General features: G+C 26.6%; 24 protein-coding genes. 15 read left to right on the top strand and 9 right to left on the bottom strand.

Going from position 1 to position 20791, the window contains the following annotated elements; all coding sequences use genetic code 11:
- Positions 1-9: 9 nt before the first annotated feature.
- The 13 genes from ylxM (at position 10) to T369_RS0105230 (ending at position 10317) form a co-directional block, all read left to right on the top strand.
- The gene (ylxM, locus tag T369_RS0105290) at positions 10-333 is read left to right on the top strand and encodes a YlxM family DNA-binding protein (RefSeq protein WP_006365061.1); all 324 of its coding nucleotides are present in this window, start codon (positions 10-12) and stop codon (positions 331-333) included.
- Between the two features lie 11 nt (positions 334-344).
- Positions 345-1697, top strand: coding sequence for a signal recognition particle protein (gene ffh, locus T369_RS0105285; protein WP_031552663.1), 1353 nt, complete (start codon positions 345-347; stop codon positions 1695-1697).
- A 5-nt stretch (positions 1698-1702) separates the two neighbouring features.
- Complete coding sequence (gene trmL / locus T369_RS0105280) at positions 1703-2176, top strand: tRNA (uridine(34)/cytosine(34)/5-carboxymethylaminomethyluridine(34)-2'-O)-methyltransferase TrmL (protein ID WP_031552661.1); 474 nt, start codon at positions 1703-1705, stop codon at positions 2174-2176.
- A gap of 86 nt (positions 2177-2262) precedes the next feature.
- Entirely contained in the window at positions 2263-2736 is a 474-nt protein-coding gene (gene ybeY, locus T369_RS0105275; RefSeq protein ID WP_031552658.1) for an rRNA maturation RNase YbeY, read from the top strand.
- A gap of 2 nt (positions 2737-2738) precedes the next feature.
- A complete protein-coding gene (gene era, locus T369_RS0105270; protein WP_006365057.1) occupies positions 2739-3647 on the top strand; it encodes a GTPase Era in 909 nt (302 codons plus the stop codon).
- Positions 3634-4383, top strand: coding sequence for a DNA repair protein RecO (recO, locus tag T369_RS0105265; protein WP_233417884.1), 750 nt, complete (start codon positions 3634-3636; stop codon positions 4381-4383). Before era ends, recO begins: the two co-directional genes overlap by 14 nt.
- The gene (gene racE / locus T369_RS0105260) at positions 4376-5170 is read left to right on the top strand and encodes a glutamate racemase (RefSeq protein WP_031552653.1); all 795 of its coding nucleotides are present in this window, start codon (positions 4376-4378) and stop codon (positions 5168-5170) included. The genes recO and racE overlap by 8 nt, the downstream gene beginning before the upstream one ends.
- Before the next feature lie 11 nt (positions 5171-5181).
- On the top strand, positions 5182-5766 hold the full coding sequence (locus tag T369_RS0105255; RefSeq protein WP_031552651.1) for an XTP/dITP diphosphatase: 585 nt from the start codon (positions 5182-5184) through the stop codon (positions 5764-5766).
- Positions 5756-5992 carry a ferredoxin gene (locus tag T369_RS0105250; RefSeq protein WP_006365053.1) on the top strand — a complete coding sequence of 79 codons (237 nt, stop codon included), beginning with the start codon at positions 5756-5758 and terminating at the stop codon, positions 5990-5992. Before T369_RS0105255 ends, T369_RS0105250 begins: the two co-directional genes overlap by 11 nt.
- A gap of 148 nt (positions 5993-6140) precedes the next feature.
- A complete protein-coding gene (locus T369_RS0105245; RefSeq protein WP_051618974.1) occupies positions 6141-8249 on the top strand; it encodes a DNA translocase FtsK in 2109 nt (702 codons plus the stop codon).
- A 67-nt stretch (positions 8250-8316) separates the two neighbouring features.
- Complete coding sequence (locus tag T369_RS0105240) at positions 8317-8982, top strand: hypothetical protein (protein WP_152668015.1); 666 nt, start codon at positions 8317-8319, stop codon at positions 8980-8982.
- A gap of 169 nt (positions 8983-9151) precedes the next feature.
- Positions 9152-9724: a CDP-diacylglycerol--glycerol-3-phosphate 3-phosphatidyltransferase gene (pgsA, locus tag T369_RS0105235; protein WP_006365050.1), complete on the top strand. Its 573-nt coding sequence runs from the start codon at positions 9152-9154 to the stop codon at positions 9722-9724.
- 50 nt (positions 9725-9774) lie between these two features.
- On the top strand, positions 9775-10317 hold the full coding sequence (locus T369_RS0105230) for a GrpB family protein (RefSeq protein WP_031552644.1): 543 nt from the start codon (positions 9775-9777) through the stop codon (positions 10315-10317).
- 21 nt (positions 10318-10338) lie between these two features.
- Here the strand turns inward: T369_RS0105230 and xerS are convergent, their stop codons facing one another.
- The 9 genes from xerS to T369_RS0105185 all read right to left on the bottom strand — a co-directional run bounded on the left by xerS (position 10339) and on the right by T369_RS0105185 (position 19726).
- A complete protein-coding gene (xerS, locus tag T369_RS0105225) occupies positions 10339-11385 on the bottom strand; it encodes a tyrosine recombinase XerS (RefSeq protein WP_031552642.1) in 1047 nt (348 codons plus the stop codon).
- Between the two features lie 684 nt (positions 11386-12069).
- A complete protein-coding gene (rpmB, locus tag T369_RS0105220) occupies positions 12070-12258 on the bottom strand; it encodes a 50S ribosomal protein L28 (protein ID WP_006365046.1) in 189 nt (62 codons plus the stop codon).
- A gap of 117 nt (positions 12259-12375) precedes the next feature.
- Positions 12376-13776, bottom strand: coding sequence for a GntP family permease (locus T369_RS0105215; protein ID WP_031552641.1), 1401 nt, complete (start codon positions 13774-13776; stop codon positions 12376-12378).
- A gap of 127 nt (positions 13777-13903) precedes the next feature.
- The gene (gene efp, locus T369_RS0105210; protein WP_006365044.1) at positions 13904-14461 is read right to left on the bottom strand and encodes an elongation factor P; all 558 of its coding nucleotides are present in this window, start codon (positions 14459-14461) and stop codon (positions 13904-13906) included.
- A gap of 132 nt (positions 14462-14593) precedes the next feature.
- Entirely contained in the window at positions 14594-15244 is a 651-nt protein-coding gene (gene trmB / locus T369_RS0105205; RefSeq protein WP_031552639.1) for a tRNA (guanosine(46)-N7)-methyltransferase TrmB, read from the bottom strand.
- 12 nt (positions 15245-15256) lie between these two features.
- Positions 15257-18124, bottom strand: a complete 2868-nt coding sequence (locus T369_RS0105200) for an insulinase family protein (RefSeq protein ID WP_031552637.1) — start codon at positions 18122-18124, stop codon at positions 15257-15259.
- 20 nt (positions 18125-18144) lie between these two features.
- Positions 18145-18657, bottom strand: a complete 513-nt coding sequence (locus T369_RS0105195; protein WP_031552635.1) for an adenine phosphoribosyltransferase — start codon at positions 18655-18657, stop codon at positions 18145-18147.
- Between the two features lie 159 nt (positions 18658-18816).
- Positions 18817-19224, bottom strand: a complete 408-nt coding sequence (locus tag T369_RS0105190) for a hypothetical protein (RefSeq protein WP_031552633.1) — start codon at positions 19222-19224, stop codon at positions 18817-18819.
- A gap of 124 nt (positions 19225-19348) precedes the next feature.
- Complete coding sequence (locus T369_RS0105185; protein ID WP_031552630.1) at positions 19349-19726, bottom strand: hypothetical protein; 378 nt, start codon at positions 19724-19726, stop codon at positions 19349-19351.
- Positions 19727-19887: 161 nt separating this feature from the next.
- Here T369_RS0105185 and T369_RS0105180 point away from each other — a divergent pair, with 161 nt between their 5' ends.
- Both T369_RS0105180 and T369_RS0105175 read left to right on the top strand, forming a co-directional pair.
- The gene (locus tag T369_RS0105180) at positions 19888-20421 is read left to right on the top strand and encodes a VanZ family protein (protein WP_031552628.1); all 534 of its coding nucleotides are present in this window, start codon (positions 19888-19890) and stop codon (positions 20419-20421) included.
- A 122-nt stretch (positions 20422-20543) separates the two neighbouring features.
- Positions 20544-20791: transposase (locus T369_RS0105175; protein ID WP_031552625.1), on the top strand; the 248-nt coding region annotated here is incomplete at its 3' end.

Genomic DNA, 20791 nt, shown 5'->3' with positions numbered 1-20791 from the left:
AGGAAAATTGTGGAAATAGAACAAGTTATTAAAATTTCACAACTCTACGATTTTTATTCTGAATTATTAAGTGAAAAACAAAAACAATATCTAAATGATTATTATTTCAATGATTTTTCGCTAACAGAAATTTCAGAGAATTATGATATTTCAAAACAAGCTGTTTCTAATAATATAAAAAGAACAATTACTGAATTAGAGCAGTATGAAGAGAAATTAAACTTAATAAAATTGAATAATGAGAGATTATTCTTGTTAAATGAGTTAAGAAAAAGTACTAGTGACGAAGGAATACTTTCTTACGTCGATCAATTAATAAAACTAGAAAATTAGGAGAGTGTTGTATGGCATTTGAAAATTTATCAGAAAGATTACAAAATACAATTGCAAAGCTAACAGGTAAAGGTAAAGTATCTGAATCTGATGTAAAGGAAATGATGAGAGAAGTTCGTCTAGCACTATTAGAAGCCGATGTTAACTTTAAAGTTGTTAAAGAATTTGTAAAAAAAATTAGTGAGCGTGCTGTTGGAACAGAGGTAATGAAATCTCTTACCCCTGCACAACAAATTGTAAAAATTGTTAATGAAGAATTAGTTGAACTATTAGGTGGTACAAACGTAGAACTAAATCAAGGCGGAAAAATTACAACAGTAATGATGGTTGGGCTGCAAGGGGCAGGTAAAACTACTACAGCGGGTAAGCTTGCTTTAAAAGCTAAAAAAACAATGAAGAAAAAACCGCTTCTTATTGCAGCAGACGTATATCGTCCAGCAGCAGTTCAGCAGTTAAAAACTTTAGGAAAACAATTGGACATTGAAGTTTTCTTTGTCGATAAAGATCCTGCTGATATCGTAAAAGAAGGTTTAGAATTTGCTAAAGAAAACTATTATAATTATGTAATTATTGATACAGCGGGTCGTTTACATATTGATGAGTTACTTATGGATGAGCTTAAAGATATAAAATCAGTATCAAATCCTGATGAGATTTTACTTGTAGTTGATGCAATGATAGGTCAAGAAGCTGTAAATATAGCCACATCTTTTGATGAACAATTAGACATCACTGGTTTAGTATTAACTAAATTAGATGGTGATACTCGTGGTGGGGCTGCATTATCAATTAAATCTATAACTGGAAAACCAATTAAATTAGTAGGTATGGGTGAAAAAATGAATGATTTAGAATTATTCCACCCAGAACGTATGGCATCTAGAATTCTTGGAATGGGTGATGTGCTTACGCTAATAGAAAAAGCTCAAGCTTCAATTGATGAAGATGAAGCAAAAAAAATGCAAGAGAAAATTCTAACACAAAGTTTTACTTTTGAAGACTTCTTATCACAATTAGAACAAGTAAAAAAATTAGGTAGTATTAAAGATATCTTGGGTATGATTCCAGGTATGGGAAAAATGAAAAATATGAATCTTGATGCTGTTGATGAAAAGCAATTCGTATATATTGAAGCTATCATAAAATCAATGACAATTGAAGAAAGACAAAATCCTGATATCATTAATGTTCCACGTCGTAAACGTATTGCTCAAGGTAGTGGACGTCCAATAAGTGAAGTTCACAAACTTATTAAACAATTTGAAGAAATGCGTAAAATGATGAAACAGTTCGGTGGTTTAATGAATGATAAATCTAAGAGAAAGGGACTTGGAAGAATGTTTGGTGGCAAACTTCCATTCTAATTAGTATGAATAATATAGTTTTATATCAACCTGAAATCCCTGCAAATACCGGTAATATTGCACGAACTTGTGTTGGTACAAACACAAGATTACATCTTATAAGACCATTGGGGTTCTCAATTGATGATAAGCAAGTTAAAAGAGCTGGTCTAGACTATTGGAAAGATCTTGATTTAGTTGTTTGGGATAGTTTTGAAGAATTTTTAGAAAATACTGAAGATAAACATTATTACTTAATTACAAAATTTGGTGAAAAAAACTATTCAGATTTTGATTTTTCAAATAAAAATGACGAAGAAATTTATTTCATTTTTGGACGTGAAACTAAAGGTTTACCTAAAGAATTCAGAGAAAAGTACAATAATCAATGTTTAAGAATACCTATGTCTGATAAGGTTCGTTCATTGAATCTTTCTAATACTGCTGCATTGATAATTTATGAAGCATTAAGACAACAAAATTTTAGTTCATTAAATTAATTAATAGGGGAGAGTTTTTAGATTAATTTATATTTATTATCTTTAAACTATCCCTTAGCATCTTTAAAAAATTAAAGGAGAAAGTTATGACTTTTGTAGACATTATTGACGATGATAATTTAGTACAAGACAGTACAAAAAATATGTTATTGAAACTGTTAGAATCTGCAGCAAAACATGAAAATGTAAATACGGATATTACTGAAATGTCTTTATCATTTGTGAATAAAGAAGAAATTCAAGAAATAAATAGAGATTACCGTGGTAAAGATGTTCCAACCGATGTAATTTCATTTGCCCTTAACGATGAGGTTGAATCTGAAATTAGTATTATCGGTTTAGAAGACGAAATTAATTCAATTGGTGATGTTATAATCTGTGTAGATATAGCTAAGGAACAAGCTGAAGACTATAATCACAGTTTCGATAGAGAAATTGGATTTTTAGCCGTTCATGGCTTTCTACATCTATTAGGTTATGACCATATGACACCAGAAGATGAGAAAGAAATGTTTGAAAAACAAGATAAAATTCTAGAAGAATTTGGATTAAGGAGATAATTATGTTTGATGAACAAATAAAAACAGGTTTTGTTACTATTATTGGACGTCCGAATGCTGGAAAATCAACATTATTAAATAATATTCTTAAGCAAAAAATTGCAATTATGTCTGATAAACCCCAAACAACTAGAAATATAATAAATGGTGTTTATACAGATTCTGATTCACAAATCGTATTTATAGATACTCCTGGTATTCATAAACCTAAACATAAATTAGGTGATTATATGATGAAATTAGCAAGTAGTGCTATTCAAGAATCAGAAATTGTATATTTAATTATTAATGCTAGTGAAAAATTTGGTCCTGGGGATCAACATTTAATCAATATTGTAAAAGAACTTAAAGTTCCTACTTTTTTATTAATTAATAAAATTGATTTAATAACTCCAGAAAAATTATTAGAAATTATTACATTTTATAATGAACTATATGATTTTGTTGAAATAGTTCCTATTTCAGCTCTAAAATCCATTAATGTTGATAATCTACTAAGTACTACAAAAAAATACTTACAACCTAGCTTTAAAATGTATCCAGATGATGTAATTACAGATTCTCCAGAATACTTTGTAATTTCAGAGTTTATAAGAGAAAAAGTATTACAGTTAACTGATCAAGAAATTCCTCATTCTATTGCAGTTGTTATTGATAGAATTGAGAAACAAGAGGGTAAGAAAAAGAACATTATTGCTACCATAGTTGTGGAGAGAAAATCTCAAAAAGGTATGATTATTGGTAAACAAGGTAAAATGATTAAGGAAATCGGCTCTCGAGCTAGAAGAGATATAGAAGTACTTCTTGGAGAGAAAGTTTTTCTTGAATTATGGGTAAAAGTTATAGATAATTGGAGATCAAAACCTAATCAAATACGAGATTTAGGTTATAGAGATGATGTTTTTGAATAACAGAAATTTTATAAAAGGTATTATTATAAAAAAAATAAGATATAAGGATTATCATGAAATATTACATATTTTAACTGAGCAAGGTAATATTGAAAGCTTCTTTTATGAGAATGTTTATAAAAGTAAAAAAAAGTTAAAAGTTAGTTCACCTTATGAGGTTTCAATAAACTATTTTCCTACCAACGGTATGAATAAAATTACTAACCTTGAAATTGAAAATCCTTATAGTAATATTGTGTATGATGTGCTAAAAAATAGTTATATATCAAACTTATTGGAATTTGTTAATTATATTGCTTTTAACGCACCAGTATCGTATAGACTTTTAAAAAGATCACTAGACTTAGTTGAGGAAGGAACCTCTGAAAAACTAGTGTGCAGCTATTTTTTATTATATATTTTAAAAAATCAAGGTTTTTTATTTAAATATCAGAAAACAGATTATGATTATGTTGGGTATAGCTTTCTAAAAAATAGCTTTGTTGATAGATTTAACATTGATGAATCTATTTATGGAATAAATAATAATCTTGTTAAATTAATTTATTATCTAAGTATAAATAATATCGAATTTTTACAAAACTTAGATATTAGCGATTCTGATTTGGTTAAATTATTTTCATTCTTTAATATACTTTTAAAGGAGTATGTGGGAATTGTAGCTAAATCATATAAAAAAATACTAGAACTAGAGGAATTATTAGGTTCTAATAAGAAAGAGGATTTTAATGAATAATGCAATAGGCGTTTTTGATAGTGGAGTAGGAGGCCTAACAGTTGCAAGAGAAATAATGCGACAACTACCTAATGAAACTATTTACTATTTTGGAGATGTGAAAAATTGTCCATATGGTGATAAAAAGAAAGATGAAATAATTATTAATACGGAAAAAGCAATTAAGTACCTTATTAATCAAGGTGTTAAAATGATAATCCTTGCGTGTAATACAGCTACAGCTGCTGCGCTTGAATATCTTCAAGGAAAATATGATTTACCAATAATTGGTGTTGTTCAACCTGGAGCTCGTCGTGCTATTCAGGCAACTGAAAATAACAAAGTATTGGTTCTTGGTACTAAATTTACTACTACATCAGAAGTTTATGATATTGAAATACAGAATATTAATTCTGATATAGTTGTATATGATAAAGCCTGTCCTAGCTTTGTACCATTTATCGAATCTGAGGGGTATTTAAATAAAGAAGAAGCTGATAATATTATAAAAGAAACACTGAATGACACTATAGGTTTAGGAATGGATACTGTTGTATTAGGTTGCACACATTATCCTATGTTAAAAAATAATATTGAAGAATTTTATGGTAATCGAATTAAAGTTATTTCATCTGGGCGAGAAGCCGCTCGTGAAGTAAGTACTGTATTAGGGTACTCTAAATTACATCAAAGTAAAGTTAATAAAACTGAACACAAATTTTTCATATCAGCAAAAAGTGAAAATTTTGATAATATAGCTTCAAAATGGTTAAAACAGAATATAAAATCTGAAATTGTTGAAGTATAGGAGATATTATTATGAAAGAATTAATATTAGCATCAAATAACTTACATAAAGTTGAAGAAATTAAGAGTATTTTAAATAATTATAATATTTTAACTTTAAATGAAATAGGTTTTACTGATGAAATAGAAGAAAATGGAAACACATTTGAAGAAAATGCACTAATTAAAGCCAGAACAATAGCGAAGTTTGCAGGAAAAACTGCTATTGCTGATGATAGTGGATTAGCTATTGATTTATTAGATGGTAGACCTGGTGTTTTTTCAGCTAGATATTCTAAAGAACAAACTGATGAAAAAAATATTGAAAAAGTTCTTTTTGAGTTAGATGGTAATTATTCTAAGGCAAAATTTGTTTCTGTAATCGCTTATGTTACACCTGATGGAGTTGAAAAAACATTCAGAGGAGAGTGTCATGGTGAAATTATCTTTGAAAAAAGAGGGGATAATGGATTCGGTTATGATCCCATTTTTTATGTACCAGAATTAGATAAGACTTTTGCAGAAATTACTAGTGAAGAAAAAAACTCAATTAGTCATCGAAGCGAGTCATTAAAGAAATTTTCAAATTATTTAAGAGAACAAGATAATGAAGACTAAAATAATAAGAGAAAATTGTATCGCATGTGGTAACTGCAACGCCATATGTCCAGATGTATATGATTATGATGAAGATGGCATAGCATTTTGCCATATAGATAATAATCAATTTAAAAAGGAAATTCCTGAATCATTCAAAAGTCTTGTGATAGAAGCATATGAAAATTGTCCAACAGAGGCGATATTTATTGAGAATGGGAAAGAGAAAGGAGAGAATATTGAGTAATAAAACAAAAAAAACAAAGAGTACTAAGAAAAAAAATACAAAAAAGACAAATAAGAAAAAAAATAATATACCTACTTTGTCTAAAGAAGCGTATAGGTCTTTATACTTTGTTATTTCTATACTTATTGTAATACTATCTGTTTTACAAATGGGAATAATCGGTAGATTTTTTGATTCTTTTTTTAAATATTTATTCGGAAGTTTTAGCTATATTTTTTATTTAATTATTATTGCAATACCTATATATTATATTTTAGATAAAAAATTAAAATCTCCAATATTAGTTGCCAGTGTATTTATTTTAATAGATTTCTTATTTCAGCTAGTTTTAATAGGTAATAAAGATACTAACTATATTTCATTTAGTGATATTTATAATAACAAAGTATCTTTATATGGTGGTGGGATAATTTCATACTATCCTGTTAAACTTCTAATTTACTTACTTTCTTACTATGGTTCACTACTTATTGTTATTTCAGCAATTATAACAATAATTGTTCTATACTTAAATATTAACTATAGAAGTTTTGTACTTAAGATTAAATATTATGTATCTAATGCTTTTGAACGTGATACATATGTTGAAGAAAAAGAAAGTAATATTGAAGCTTCTGAATTTGAAATAAATAATACTGAAGATTTAAATAATGAAAATTCTAATGAGCAAAGATATAATGATATTAAAGATAAAGAATTAGTAGTTGATATTAGAGAGTTTCCCGAAGAGGAAAATACTGATGAAATAGTACCTTCACGTCCTACTAAGAGAAGAATTATACAAGAGATAAAAGAGGAGCCTGCTCAAGAAATTGATAAAATTGAAGTAAATGAAGAATCGTATGATAACTACGTTCTGCCTCCAATAACTTTACTTAATAATCCAACAAAAAAACAAACTGTTACTAAGGGAGACATTGTAGAAAAATCTAAAATATTACAAAGTACATTTAACAATTTTGGTATTGAAGTAAAAATAGTTAAAGCTATTGTAGGTCCTTCAATTACACAATTCCAAATTTTACCAACTCCAGGAACAAAAGTCAGTAAAATTGTTAATTTAAGTAATGATATAGCTTTAAACCTTGCAGCAAAAGATGTAAGAATAGAAGCACCAATACCTGGAAAATCATTAATTGGTATCGAAATACCAAATACAGTAAATGAATTAGTTACAATGAAAGAAGTATTTGTAAATGATAAAGATAATTCTCCATTATCTGTTGCCTTAGGTAAAGATGTATCTGGTGAAGCTATGTTTACAAGAATTGATAAGACTCCACATTTACTTATTGCTGGTTCAACAGGTAGTGGGAAGTCTGTTTGTGTAAATACAATTATTACAAGTATTTTATTAAAAAATAAACCTGATAAAGTAAAACTTATAATGATTGACCCTAAAATGGTAGAACTTTCTATCTATGATGGAATTCCTCACTTACTAACTTCTGTTGTAACAGATCCTCTAAAAGCTGCAGATGTTCTTCATAAAGTAGTATTAGAGATGGAAAGTCGTTATAGAGAATTTGCTCGAACTAGAGTAAGAAATATTGAAGGGTATAATAAAATAGCAGAAAAAGATCCTGATTACAAAGAATTGCCTTATATAGTTGTAATTATTGATGAATTAGCTGACCTTATGATGGTATCATCTAAAGAAGTAGAAGAATCTATAGCACGTATTGCCCAAAAAGCTCGTGCAGCAGGAATACATATGATTATAGCAACACAAAGACCTTCTGTTGATGTTATCACTGGTGTGATAAAAACTAATATTCCTTCTAGAATAGCATTTGCTGTAAGTTCCAGTGTCGATTCAAGAACTATATTAGATAAGTCTGGGGCGGAAACACTATTAGGAAAAGGAGATATGTTATACTTATCAGCTGATTCAAGTAAACCTGTCAGAATTCAAGGTGCTTTCTTATCAGATGATGAGGTAGAAAAAGTAGTTGATTTTGTAAAAAGTCAATCAGAAGCTCAATATGATCCAAATATGACACCTAGTGAGGTTAGCTCACAAAGTGGCGGCTCTTCAGCAGATGAAGCTGATCCTTTATATAAAGAAGTACTTTTATTTATTGCAAAAACTCAAAAAGCTTCTTCTTCATTATTGCAAAGACGATTCAAAATAGGGTATAATAGAGCAGCAAGAATAATTGATATGCTAGAAGAAGATGGTTATATCGGACCTGTAGATGGTAGTAAGCCTAGAAAGGTATTTTTAGAAAAAGAATTTGCAGAAGACTATGAATAAAATATCTATCTAAAATTCTATTCACCTACACAGTAAATATTTTATATTAATAGAGAGGTAAATGATATTGAAAAATAACAAAATTATAATAGTATTGAATGTAATAATGTTATTAATAGTTACAGGATTATCTACTTATGCTTATCATAAGCAAAAGAGCTACAGTAATCAAAAAATAGAAATAAATAATTCTCCCGTAGATACTACTAAAAATAGCAAAATAACATTAATTACTAATAGTTCAACAAGCTTCAAAAATGAAAATGATCTTAATAAAAAGTTTGAGATCTTTAAAAAATTGATTAATGATAAAAATGAAATATTAGATTCAAAAGATGATGAAATAAGCTCAAAATATAATGATACTATATCTCAAATGAAAGAAGAACTAAAAAGTTCAATTAAGAATACAATAAAAGAGAATACATTAGATAGTCAAGCTTTATCAGATGCTCAAAAAGTAGAATCTTCAAAAAATAAATTAGAAGAATTAAAATCTTTTGTAACAAAAAATGCTATAGATATATATGAAAATGAAGAACAAGCAAATGAAATCATAGTAGAAATTGATACTGCATTAAATAATAATGTTGTCTCACAACCAGTAATTCAACAAAGCCAAAACTATAACTATACTCAAGAAGTACAACCTCAAACTTATCAGTCTAATCAGCAACAAGCTACAACTAGAAGCCAATCAACAACAACTAGAAGAACAACTAGAAGTAGATAATAAACATAGCTAATTAAATTATTAATTTTTATAACTTACTTTAAAAGAGAAAATATTTTTATTTTCTCTTTTTTTTATGTTTTTAAATATTAATTACTATTGTTCACAAATTTACTTTGTGATATAATTAAATAGAAATAAAAATTGTTATAGAAGGGTATTAGTTTCAATGAATTTACCAAATAGAATTACTTTATTCAGAACAATTCTAATTCCAGTATTTATATTCTGTCTCCTTTTTAATATGGGAGATAGTACTGTATCTATTATAAATGGAAGACCTGTTAAACTAAATATTTTTATTGCTGCGTTAATATTTATTGTTGCTGCGATTACAGATTTTATTGATGGTTACTTAGCTAGAAAGTATAACTTAATTACAAATATGGGAAAATTCCTAGATCCTTTAGCAGATAAGCTTCTTGTAGGTAGTGCTTTTATTGTAATGGTTGAACTTGGGCTTATGCATAGTTGGATGGTTGTAGTTGTTATAGCTCGTGAATTCGCAGTTACTGGACTACGATTACTAGCAGTAGAGAAGGGGGAAGTAATCCCAGCTGGTATGCTAGGAAAATTAAAAACTATTAGCCAGCTTGTTGCAATAGTATTAATTTTATTAGGTAATCCGATATTCAACACATGGAATTTTGAATTGGATTATATAATATTATGGATATCAGTAATATTGACAATTTTATCAGGAATAGAGTATTTTAAGAATTCTATTCATGTATTTAAATAATGCTAGCGGTAGGGTTTCCTATCCTAGCATTTTTATATTAAGGAGAAATTATGGAAACAAATATATTTAAAAATAAACAATTCAAAAAGAAATATCCTATAGAACTTGTACCATTTAATAAAGAATGGATAACTTGGTATGAAGAAGAAAAAAATCAGTTATTATATGTTTTGAAAGATTTCTCAATAAAAGTATACCATATTGGAAGTACAGCAATACCAAATATATATTCAAAAAATATTATTGATATAATAATAGAAACCAATGATAATAATAGTTTTGATAATATAATAACTATTCTCTCAAAAGAATGGGAATTACGCTGGAAAGAGGATAATAGAGCATTTTTTGTTAAAGGATATGGTCCGAACGGTTTTCTAACAAAAGTATTTCATCTGCACATAAGAAAAAAAGGGGATATTGATGAAGTAAAGTTTAAGGAGATACTATTGAAAAATCCTGAAGTAGCTAGAACTTATGAGAAACTAAAGCTAAAACTTGAAATTAAGTATAAATATGATAGAGAATCTTATACTAATGGAAAAACAGAACTCATAAACAAAATAAAAAAAGAATATGGTTTACATAAATAACATTATGTGAACCATATTCTTTTAATCGTCTAATTTATCTATAGATTGTTTAATAATTTTCTTAGATTCATTAATATAGAGCATTGAAGTATCACTGTTAGAGTGTCCCATCTGAGTCATAATAATTGGAATATTTCCGTTAGTTTTGAGTGCTAGTTTTGTCCCATAACTATGACGAAGTTTGTGAGGGGACATAGGTACATTAAATGCATCTGTGTATTTCATTACAAGTTTTTGTATTGCTCTTATTGATAGTCCTTTTTTGTTTTTATTGATAAAAACATAATCTTCACGTTCTAATTTAAATCCTAATGAAGAAAGGTAGTCATTAAGTTTATCTAATGCTGATTGGGTAATTATTACTGTATCTGTTTTATTTCCTTTACGAATAACATTTATTTCACTATTAAGAAAATCTACATCTTTAACTTTTAAATTAGCTAGTTCATTAACACGAATTCCACTTTTAAGAAATAAAGTAAGTATAGCTAAATCACGCTTTTTATCTCGTAAAAAGAAACTTTTTGCATGTTTTGAAAGAGTTTGTTCATATTCGTTTTCAACAAAATTAAGAAATTCTTCATCTTGAGAATCAAGAAATATCTTTTCAGATATTTTTTTTGATCTTGAGGATAAAGTTTCTTTTACACGCGTAATAGGTATTTTTAACATTACATTTCGTTCAAAATATGCTCGTCCTTGTTCAGTTTCACTAGTTACAGTTAAAAACTTATATAAGGATCTCATAGCAGCCTTATAATTATTAACTGTAGTTTGTGATCTATATTTACCATTAACTTGCTCACGTGCTAAGCTTTTAAAATAACTTTCCATTTCTTTTTTAGATATATTTTCAAGGACACTTAATTCAACATCTTTAATATTATCAGCAGATGAAATAGTTTCGCGAATAGTCCATGAAAGAAAGTTTTTGTATGTTTCCAAGTATCTATATAATGTAAGTGGAGATAAAGTATCATAATATGTATCAACAAAATCATCTATATAATCTGGAAACTCGGGAAGTATTTTATTTATTTTATTTTTATAATAATCACGCTGATTCATTGGTATTACTGGATTCTCCTTCTACTATTTATTTATACATATAATATGTATTATACGAACAAATATATTATACCATATTTCATAATCTTAATCAATACTTTGTATACTACCTATTTAAACTAATATTAATTTAGAAATACATTTATATTGTTTCTATCTATAATTATATTATTAATTTCAAAAAATTATATACTTTAACAATTTAATTATCAATTACTTATTGAAAACTACATTTATATATTCTTTGTTTTATATAACATTTTTGATTACTCTAGTTCCTATATTTAATCAATAGATAATTTATATTCAAAACAATTTTTAACTTCATACTCTATTTGAATAATTAATTACATTGTTTAATATCTTATCCCTTTTTTTAATTTAATATATTTTTAATATAAAACTTCAAAATATAACTTTTACTTTATCTATTAATTATATATTAGACCTTCTTTCTAATATTACATATATTTTAAGTTAGCACTTGATTTTTGACCTCGTAAAACGCCGTATAAGCTTTCTAAAAATTTTTTTAGTACTATTTATCCAAAAACAATATAGAGCGCTTAGAATCAATTTAAATGGCTTTTTTTAATTTTTTGTATATTTTTTAACTTATTTTATTAAAAAAATGTAAAAAGCTATCTAAGTTTCCTTAGATAGCTTAAAGTTTATCGTTATTTATTATACACGCTCAACTTTTCCAGATTTTAAAGCTCTAGCAGAAACCCAAACTTTTTTAGGTTGTCCATCTACTAAAATTGTTACTTTTTGTAGATTAGCTTTGAATTTTCTTTTTGATGCGTTCATCGCGTGTGAACGAGTATTTCCTGAACGAGCTTTACGTCCAGTTACGTAACAAACTTTTGCCATGAATTAATCCTCCTTTTGGAAATAGTTTATTCATAACATTTACTACATACACAAGATATAATATAACATACCTTTACATAAATAGCAAGTAAAAAATAGATATTATTTAAAATAAATTTATGTAAGCGAAGTAATTATTAATATTATAATAAACGCTATTAATGAAGATATTGTGGTACCTAAAGTCCAAGTTTTAAAGGTTGTTTTAAAATCTAAATTTAAATATTGTTTAAATAACCAAAAACCTGGATCATTTACATGTGAGCAAAACATACTTCCTGATGCAATACTTAACATAATAAATACTGCTGAATATGTTATATTTTGCACAAGTGGTTCAACTATAGCTAGAGTTGTTATAGCTGCAATAGTTGCACTTCCTAAGGAAATTCTTAATATCGCTGCTACAAAAAAACTTATTACAATAGGGGATAAATGTAATCCATTTGTAAGTCTAACTATCTCATCAGTAACTTTTGAATCAACAAGCACTTGTTTTAAGCCACCAGCAGCACCGTTAATTAACAGTACAACAGCAATTGTTTTTATAGATTCGCTTAACAAAGGCACTATACTAGTAATTCTTAGTTTTTTAGATGTCATTAATTTTACAATTGCTATAAGTAAGCTTATAAGTAAAGCTGCTACTGGATTACTAATTATAATCAGTGTCGATTTAATTAATTCAGGTAGGTTAGTTACCCCCAAAATTATAGTAGGTATAGTTATTAATAATACAGGGAGTAGCATCAATATAATAGCAAAAGTTGAACTCATATATTTATTATTAATCTCAAAAATACTAGCTTTATTTTGTAAATCTCTATTAATTCCATTTGTTTTTATAATATTAGAATTTGTAAGTAGTAAACCACCTATTAAAGCTGTTGGTATAGCAACAATTAAACCATAGAAAAATACTTCCGCCATATTAAGATTAAATGTTTTTGTTATTATACTTGGACTTGGATGCGGTGGAAATAATGCGTGTATAGTTAAAATACCTATACTAGCAGGTAAAGCAAGATATATTTTTTCTAATTTAAGCTCTTTAGCTACAGCTAATATTATTGGTATAACTAATATAAACGCTACATCAAAAAATAATGAGAAACTTATACACATTCCTGCTATTAGTAAGCCTAGTTGAATTCTCTTAATTCCAAATATGCTTATCATTTTTTTTGCTGTTATTTCAACAGCTCCTAATTCTTCTAAAACTTTTCCAAACATAGCTCCTAAACCTAAAATCAATGATAAATGACCTAAAAGAGAACCTGTCCCCTTCTCTATAGAATCTATCAGTACATTAGGAGATAATCCTAAAAATACCCCTAGAACAATTGCAACTATTAATATAGATAAAAAAGGTTCAAAATTTAATTTAGTTATTAAAAATATTAAAGTACTTATACCAAAAAAAACTAATAATAATTTATATGAATAAATACCAAGCATACTAGCAATTATAATATAAAAAATTAGACCTATACTAATTAATACTTTTTCAAATTTCATTATAATCTCCTTCAAAAATACATTAGGCAATTATAACATCATTTAAACGTATAAGTAAAGATTTTAGCTTATTTTTTTAGGTGAAAAAAGAACTCTCCACCGAAATAGAGAGTTCAAATATTATATACTATGCTCTAGATACGTATGTACCTTCAGATGTATTAATAACTAATACATCACCTTCTTTAACAAATAGAGGGACTTGTAGAGTATAACCTGTTTCTACTGTAGCTGCTTTTGTGGCACCTTGAGCAGTATCACCTTTTACTCCAGGTTCAGTTTCAGTAACTTCTAATTCTACAGTTGTAGGTAAATCAATACCTAAAATTTCATCACCAAACATTAAAATAGATACTTCCATATTCTCTTTTAAGAAGTTTAATTCATGTTCTAATTGTGCTTCAGGAACTTCGATTTGTTCATAAGTAGCATTATCCATGAATACATATGCATCACCTGTAGAATATAGATATGACATTTTTTGGTTATTAATTTGAGCTTTAGCTACTTTTTCACCAGCTCTAAATGTTTTATCGTTAACAGCACCTGTACGCATGTTTCTTAATTTAGAACGAACAAATGCAGCTCCTTTACCAGGTTTAACGTGTTGGAATTCCATTACTTTCCAAATGTTACCATCAACTTCAATAGTTACTCCAGTTTTAAAATCATTAACTGATATCATTATTTCTATTTCTCCTTTAATTTATACTAATATTATTATAATTAAATTTTTTTTTAAAATCAAGATATATTGGCCATTCTATATAAAAATAATATAAATCCTATTTAGTTTACATAATTAAATTTATGTAAACTAAATATTCTGTTTTACTTTTATAGCCTCTACCATATAAATTCTATTACCTTTTTTAATGAATTTATCTTCATATTCAGTATGAATATTATCTTCTTCATAAACACTATTAGTTAAATCTAAAGATAATTTATTAAAGATATACCCATACTTCACATAACTCATCAAGCTATATTCAAATAAACCTTGGTTATCCGTTTTTTGAACTATCTTTTTATCTCCATTTAAGATTACTTCATAACGACTTAAGAAAGTATGATAAGTTAAACGACGTTTTTCATGTCTATTTTTAGGCCATGGATCTGAAAAATTTAAGTAAAGTTGATCAACCTCTTCATCTGCAAAATACTCTAATAAGTCTTCAGCATTTCCAGAAATTAGTTTTAAATTCTCTCTATGTGTTTCTTCTACTTTATCTAATAGGAATGTTAGAACTGTAGGTTGTGCTTCCATAGCTATAAAATTTATATTAGGATTCTTTTCTGCAAGAGTATGAATAAATTTTCCTTTACCACTACCAATTTCTAAATGTATCGGATTATTATTTCCAAATATTTCTCTCCACTTTCCTTTATTGTCCTTAGGTTGTAAAAAAACAACCGGACTATTTTCAAGACGCTCTCTAGCATCTGCTCTATTACGAACTCTCATTTATATACCTTTCTACTTAATTTCTATTGTTTTGCTAAATAAATCTGAATTAGATAATATTTTTTCTTTTGATCCAAGCACACATACATATGCTTTATCTTTCATATTAATAAAGTTACTTGAAAGTTTATTAACATCATCAACATTTGTATTTTTTATTTCTTCAACAATTTCATCATATTTATAAAATGGTGAATTAGTAAGATATAAATTTAAAGAGTATGTTGCTAACGCACTTGGAGACATAATTACATCTAATGTATTTAATGTACCAATAATATACTTATTCATTTCTTTATTATCAGAAGTAAAATTTTTAACATATTTATCTATATTGTAATAAATATCAAGTGTTTCTTTTAAGTTTGGATCACGATAAGACCATAAATTAAAGTCACCAAATGCGTTAAATATGGCTCCTGCTCCGTATGCACCATTTTTCACTCGGATATTATTCCATAAATAATCTAAACTTAAAATATGTCTTAAAACAAGATGACTACCAGAGTAATTATCTATGTTGTAACCTAATCCTACATACTGTACCAGAGAATCAAAATAAAATCCTTCTGAATATCCTGGAGTTTCAAAATTTAGTGTAAACCCATCTTGCTTTTCAGTATCATTATATAACTTGTCCGTATAAGCTGATATGTCTTTTTTATAATTTGAATATTCTTCTTCACTACCTACAAAATTAATTAATACTCTAAAACTACTAAATATTAAATTTGAAACTATATTTAATTGATTAATAATTTCACTAGATTTTGTTTCGAAATTATTTAATAGGTCTAATATAAACAAGTAGAACTCATATTCACTATGATATGAAGCTAATTTACTTTGAGGGTTGAAATAGCTGCTAATTCTTCTTGCAACGAATCCATGTCCAGCATTTTTAAATTTACTTTCTAACATTAACTTAATTTCTAAAAGGACATTATATAAAGCATCTTTATCACTAAAATCAACATTTAGTGTTGTCTCCTCTAAAATACTTGCTAGTTCTTTAACCTTTTCGACTAAGTTTTTAGCAGTTATAATAAACTTAACTTCACATTCTTCGCTTTGATACTTTCTTATTACATCAATATATGAGCTTAGGCCTCCCAGATTAAATCCTATATCCTTAATAATTTCTGCTTCAGTTTTATTTTTAGTATTAAAATTAAATAATAAATAAGTTAATAGAGAAGAATATTGAATTTGTTCAATAGTGAAATCCGTAATATCAAACAAGAATTTAGAATATGAAATACCATTTGTTACAGTATTAAAGTGTGCAAAATTAATATCTTCTACTTTCTCAAATGAAGTTTCAGCAAATGGATTTTTCAATACAACATCACTTGCTTCTACACATTTAATTCTATTTAAATCCTCCTTTTTATCAGGAGTATTTTGCCATTCTTGCAATTTTTTAGTATCTTCTATAATTTTCTCAATTTGATCATCTGATAATGAATTTTTATATTCTACCAAGTCTTTTTCTCTATTTTCTTTAACAGTTGTAGGTATTAAGTGAATTATTACCTGTTTGTTATTGTCTAAGATAAACTGTTTAGCTAAATTCTCATAATTTTTTCTATCACAATTTTGTTGTAAACTATCAATCATACTATCTAAATCAAATGCATTAAAGATATCACTATCGTCATACAACCATGTACGTAATAATCTTATAGCATAAGATACCCCTTTTGGCGATGATGTTTTATTTACTTCTTCTTTTATACTGAAATTCTTTTTGTTAATAGATGCTTGAACCTGTTCATAATCAAATCCATTATTTATAATTTTAGCAAGTAAATTTTTATATAATATATCTAATTCTGCTAGTTTATCATCATTAACATATTTAAAGATAATAGAGTATACAGTTTCTTTTCTATCTTTTTGTAAATAACTGTAGACATCTTCACAAATACCATTATCAATAAAGAATTTTCTAAATTCAGTATTACTACTACCCAATAAAATATCATCAATTATATCAATATTTTCAATTTCACTGAATTTATTACTGTCTCCAAGTATGTAATTATATGCTACATAAGATTTATCTTTTACATCTTCATTGAAGTATTCATGTCTTTTTATTTCATTTGTAAAAGTATTTTGCCTACTAAGTTTGTAACTAGAATAGTCTCTGTATTCATAATTATTCAAGTAACTATCAATATGATTAAGATATTGTTCTACATTAATATCCCCATATAGAACAATATAACTATTGCTTGGATGGTAGTTATAATCATATGTACTTAGAAACTCTTCCTGAGTAATAGATGGGATGGCTTCTGGCTTCCCTCCATATGAATATTTATAAGAAGTATCACTAAATAAATGTTCAGTTACATACTGATCTAATACTTCATCTACAGAAGAGTAAGCACCTTTCATTTCGTTATAAACAACACCTTTATAAATAAGTTCATCTTTTTTATCTTCTAGATGATAATGCCAACCTTCTTGTGCCAAAATATTCGGATTATTTTTTAAATTCGGATTGAATACTGCATCTAAGTATATATCCATTAAAATTTCTAAATCTTTTTCATTTTTAGAAGATACTGGATACATGGTCTTATCAGGAAATGTCATAGCATTTAAAAATGTATTAAAAGAACCTTTAAGTAATTCTACAAAAGGTTCTTTTACAGGATATTTCGCTGAACCACATAAAACAGAATGCTCTAAAATATGAAAAATACCATTATCACTGTAAGGAACAGTTTTAAAACTTATGCTAAAACTTTTATTTATATCATCATTTTTTAGAAATACAAGTTTTGCTTGTGTTTTTTCATGCTCATATAAATAAGCATCAGTATTTATATTTTTTAGATATTTCTTTTCTAATAGTTCAAATGTCATATATTATTTGATATAGTAGATTACATTTTTAATAATGTAAGAACGTCATAACCTTGTAGTTTGTCTATACCATTTAGTCCATCTAATTCGATTAAGAACGCTATACCTACTACAATTCCTCCTAATTCTTCTACTAATTTTATAGTTGCCTCAATTGTTCCACCAGTTGCTAATAAATCATCGGTAATTAATACTCGTTGACCTGGTTTAATAGCATCTTTATGCATTGTTAAAGTGTTACTACCATATTCTAAGTCATATTGATAGCTAATAACTTCACGAGGTAATTTATTTGGTTTTCTTACAGGAACAAAGCCTATACCTAGTGAATAAGACACAGGACAACCTATAATAAATCCACGAGCTTCAGGACCTACTACAACATCAACTTTTCTTTCTTTAGCATAATTCACTATTTGATCAGTTGCATATTTATACGCTTCTCCATCTGCCATTAATGTAGTAATATCTTTAAAGCTAATACCTTCTTTTGGCCAATCTTCCACGATTGAAATATATTTTTCTAAATTCATCTATTTATTAATCTCCTAAAAGTTTTCTTAACGTAGTTATTATACCATATAAGTATAGATTATGAAACAAAAAAGAATAAGAATATTTAAATCGATTTTAGAATAAAAGTCATAATATTTTACTTTTATAGACGATTTAAAAATCTTATTCTTAATTAGTTATTGGCTAATATATTTTTTAACATATTCTTTATAATTAGGTTGATCTTTCTTATTCATTGCATAAAGTACCTTACCATATAAGTCATCATTCTGAGAATAAGGTTGGATCATTATTGCTATATTTTTATCTTTATCTGGAAAAATAATAGTATACGTTTCTCCATTTTGTTCAATTTTATAGTATATTAGATCTCCTTTATTCTCTTTAGATTTTAGCTTGTAGTCGTATTCTTTACCATTTACTGTTACTTTATCATTATCGAATTTTACAATTTCATTATTCATTGCACCTGTTTGTGCTTTCCATTCTCCTTCAATTAAATTTGTAGACTTACTACATGCTGATAAAGAAATTAAAAAGATTGTTAATAAAATATAAGATATTATTTTTATATATTTATTCATCAATTTTTTCTCCTAGAATTTTTTTATTTTTTATTATATCATATTAAGTGTAAGTTATCCGTCATATCTAATCAAACTATAATAATCTTTTACTTTAACATGAGATAGTTTATACATAATATAATTAGTTTTTATTACTAACTTTACGCATATTATAAATTAATTTACCTTCTGTTAAATTATCTGATTTATAAGGCTGAAGCATATAAGCAATATTCCTATCTTCCTTAAATAAGAATAAAACTGTAAATAACTCACCATCTTTTTCTATTTTATAGTAAATAGCATCATCCTTTTTCTCAATTGATTTTATCTTAAAATTATATTCTTTTCCATTTACTGTCATTTTATCATTATCAAATTTTACAATATCATTTACATCAACATCTTTTTCTGCGTTCCATTCACCAAGAAGTAAATTTTTAGAATTGTCACACCCGGATATAAAAATTAAAAATATAGTAAATATACTTAAAGTTAATATTTTTTTTAATCTATACATTACTTGAAAACTCCTAAAATATATATTAATATAGTAATTATAACATAGTCAGTTATTAATTAATATTAATTATTTAATGTATTAAAAATATAATTTAAGTTGGTTTTAGTCTTTTATGCTAAAATCGAACAATATAATGTAAATTAGAAAGGAAAGATATTATGAAAGCATTTTTAAACAGTAAGAAATTATCTTTATCCTTATTCTTTATATATCTTTTTATATTAACTTGGGTAATAGTTGCAAAAATGGACTGGTCTTTATTAAAAAGTAGTAATCTTAGTTGGTTAGATAATCCAAAACTATTACTTCATCCAGGTGTTACATGGAGATCTATTAATTTAGTTCCATTTAGAAATGGTAATTTCGATCCAATGGAAGTACTTTTAAATATAGTATTTTTCATTCCATTTAGTATATATATTAAGGTTTTAAATCCAAAGCGCTCAGGTATTAGCGCTATAATTTTAGGATTCTTGTTAAGTTTTATTTATGAAAGTACTCAATATATATTTAAAATTGGTTTTCCTGATATAACAGATTTAATTACTAACACATTAGGCGCTATAATTGGTGTTTTGTTTATTAACTTTTTGTCACTTTTATTAAAAAATAATTTAAGAATATTTACTAACTTTTTATTAATAATATTTACTGTTTATATTATCTATGAAATATATTATGTAATATTATAAAAGGATTAACTAAAAATATTTTAGTTAATCCTCAGGCTGTTGACAAATAAGTCAACAGCCTTTTTTAACTGAAATAAAACCTTTAAAATGGTATAATATAAGTATACAAAGGAGGTTTTAGTATGTTTAATAAAGTAGAAAATATAAAAGATGAAATAATACTAATGACACTATCAGAAATAGTACCTAAAGACCATTTTTTAAGAAAAGTAGATAAAGCTATCGATTTTAAATTTATTTATGATTTAACAGAAAAATACTATAGCCATACGACAGGGAGAAATAGTCTAGATCCTGTTGTATTATTTAAACTGGTATTTTTAAAAGACTTTTATGGAATAAAATCTATGAGAGAAACAATAAAAAGAAT

The organism is Gemella sanguinis ATCC 700632, from assembly GCF_000701685.1.
Classification (GTDB): domain Bacteria; phylum Bacillota; class Bacilli; order Staphylococcales; family Gemellaceae; genus Gemella; species Gemella sanguinis.
The sequence above is the reverse complement of the archived record's forward strand: the minus strand, read 5'-3'. Positions and strand labels throughout refer to the sequence as shown.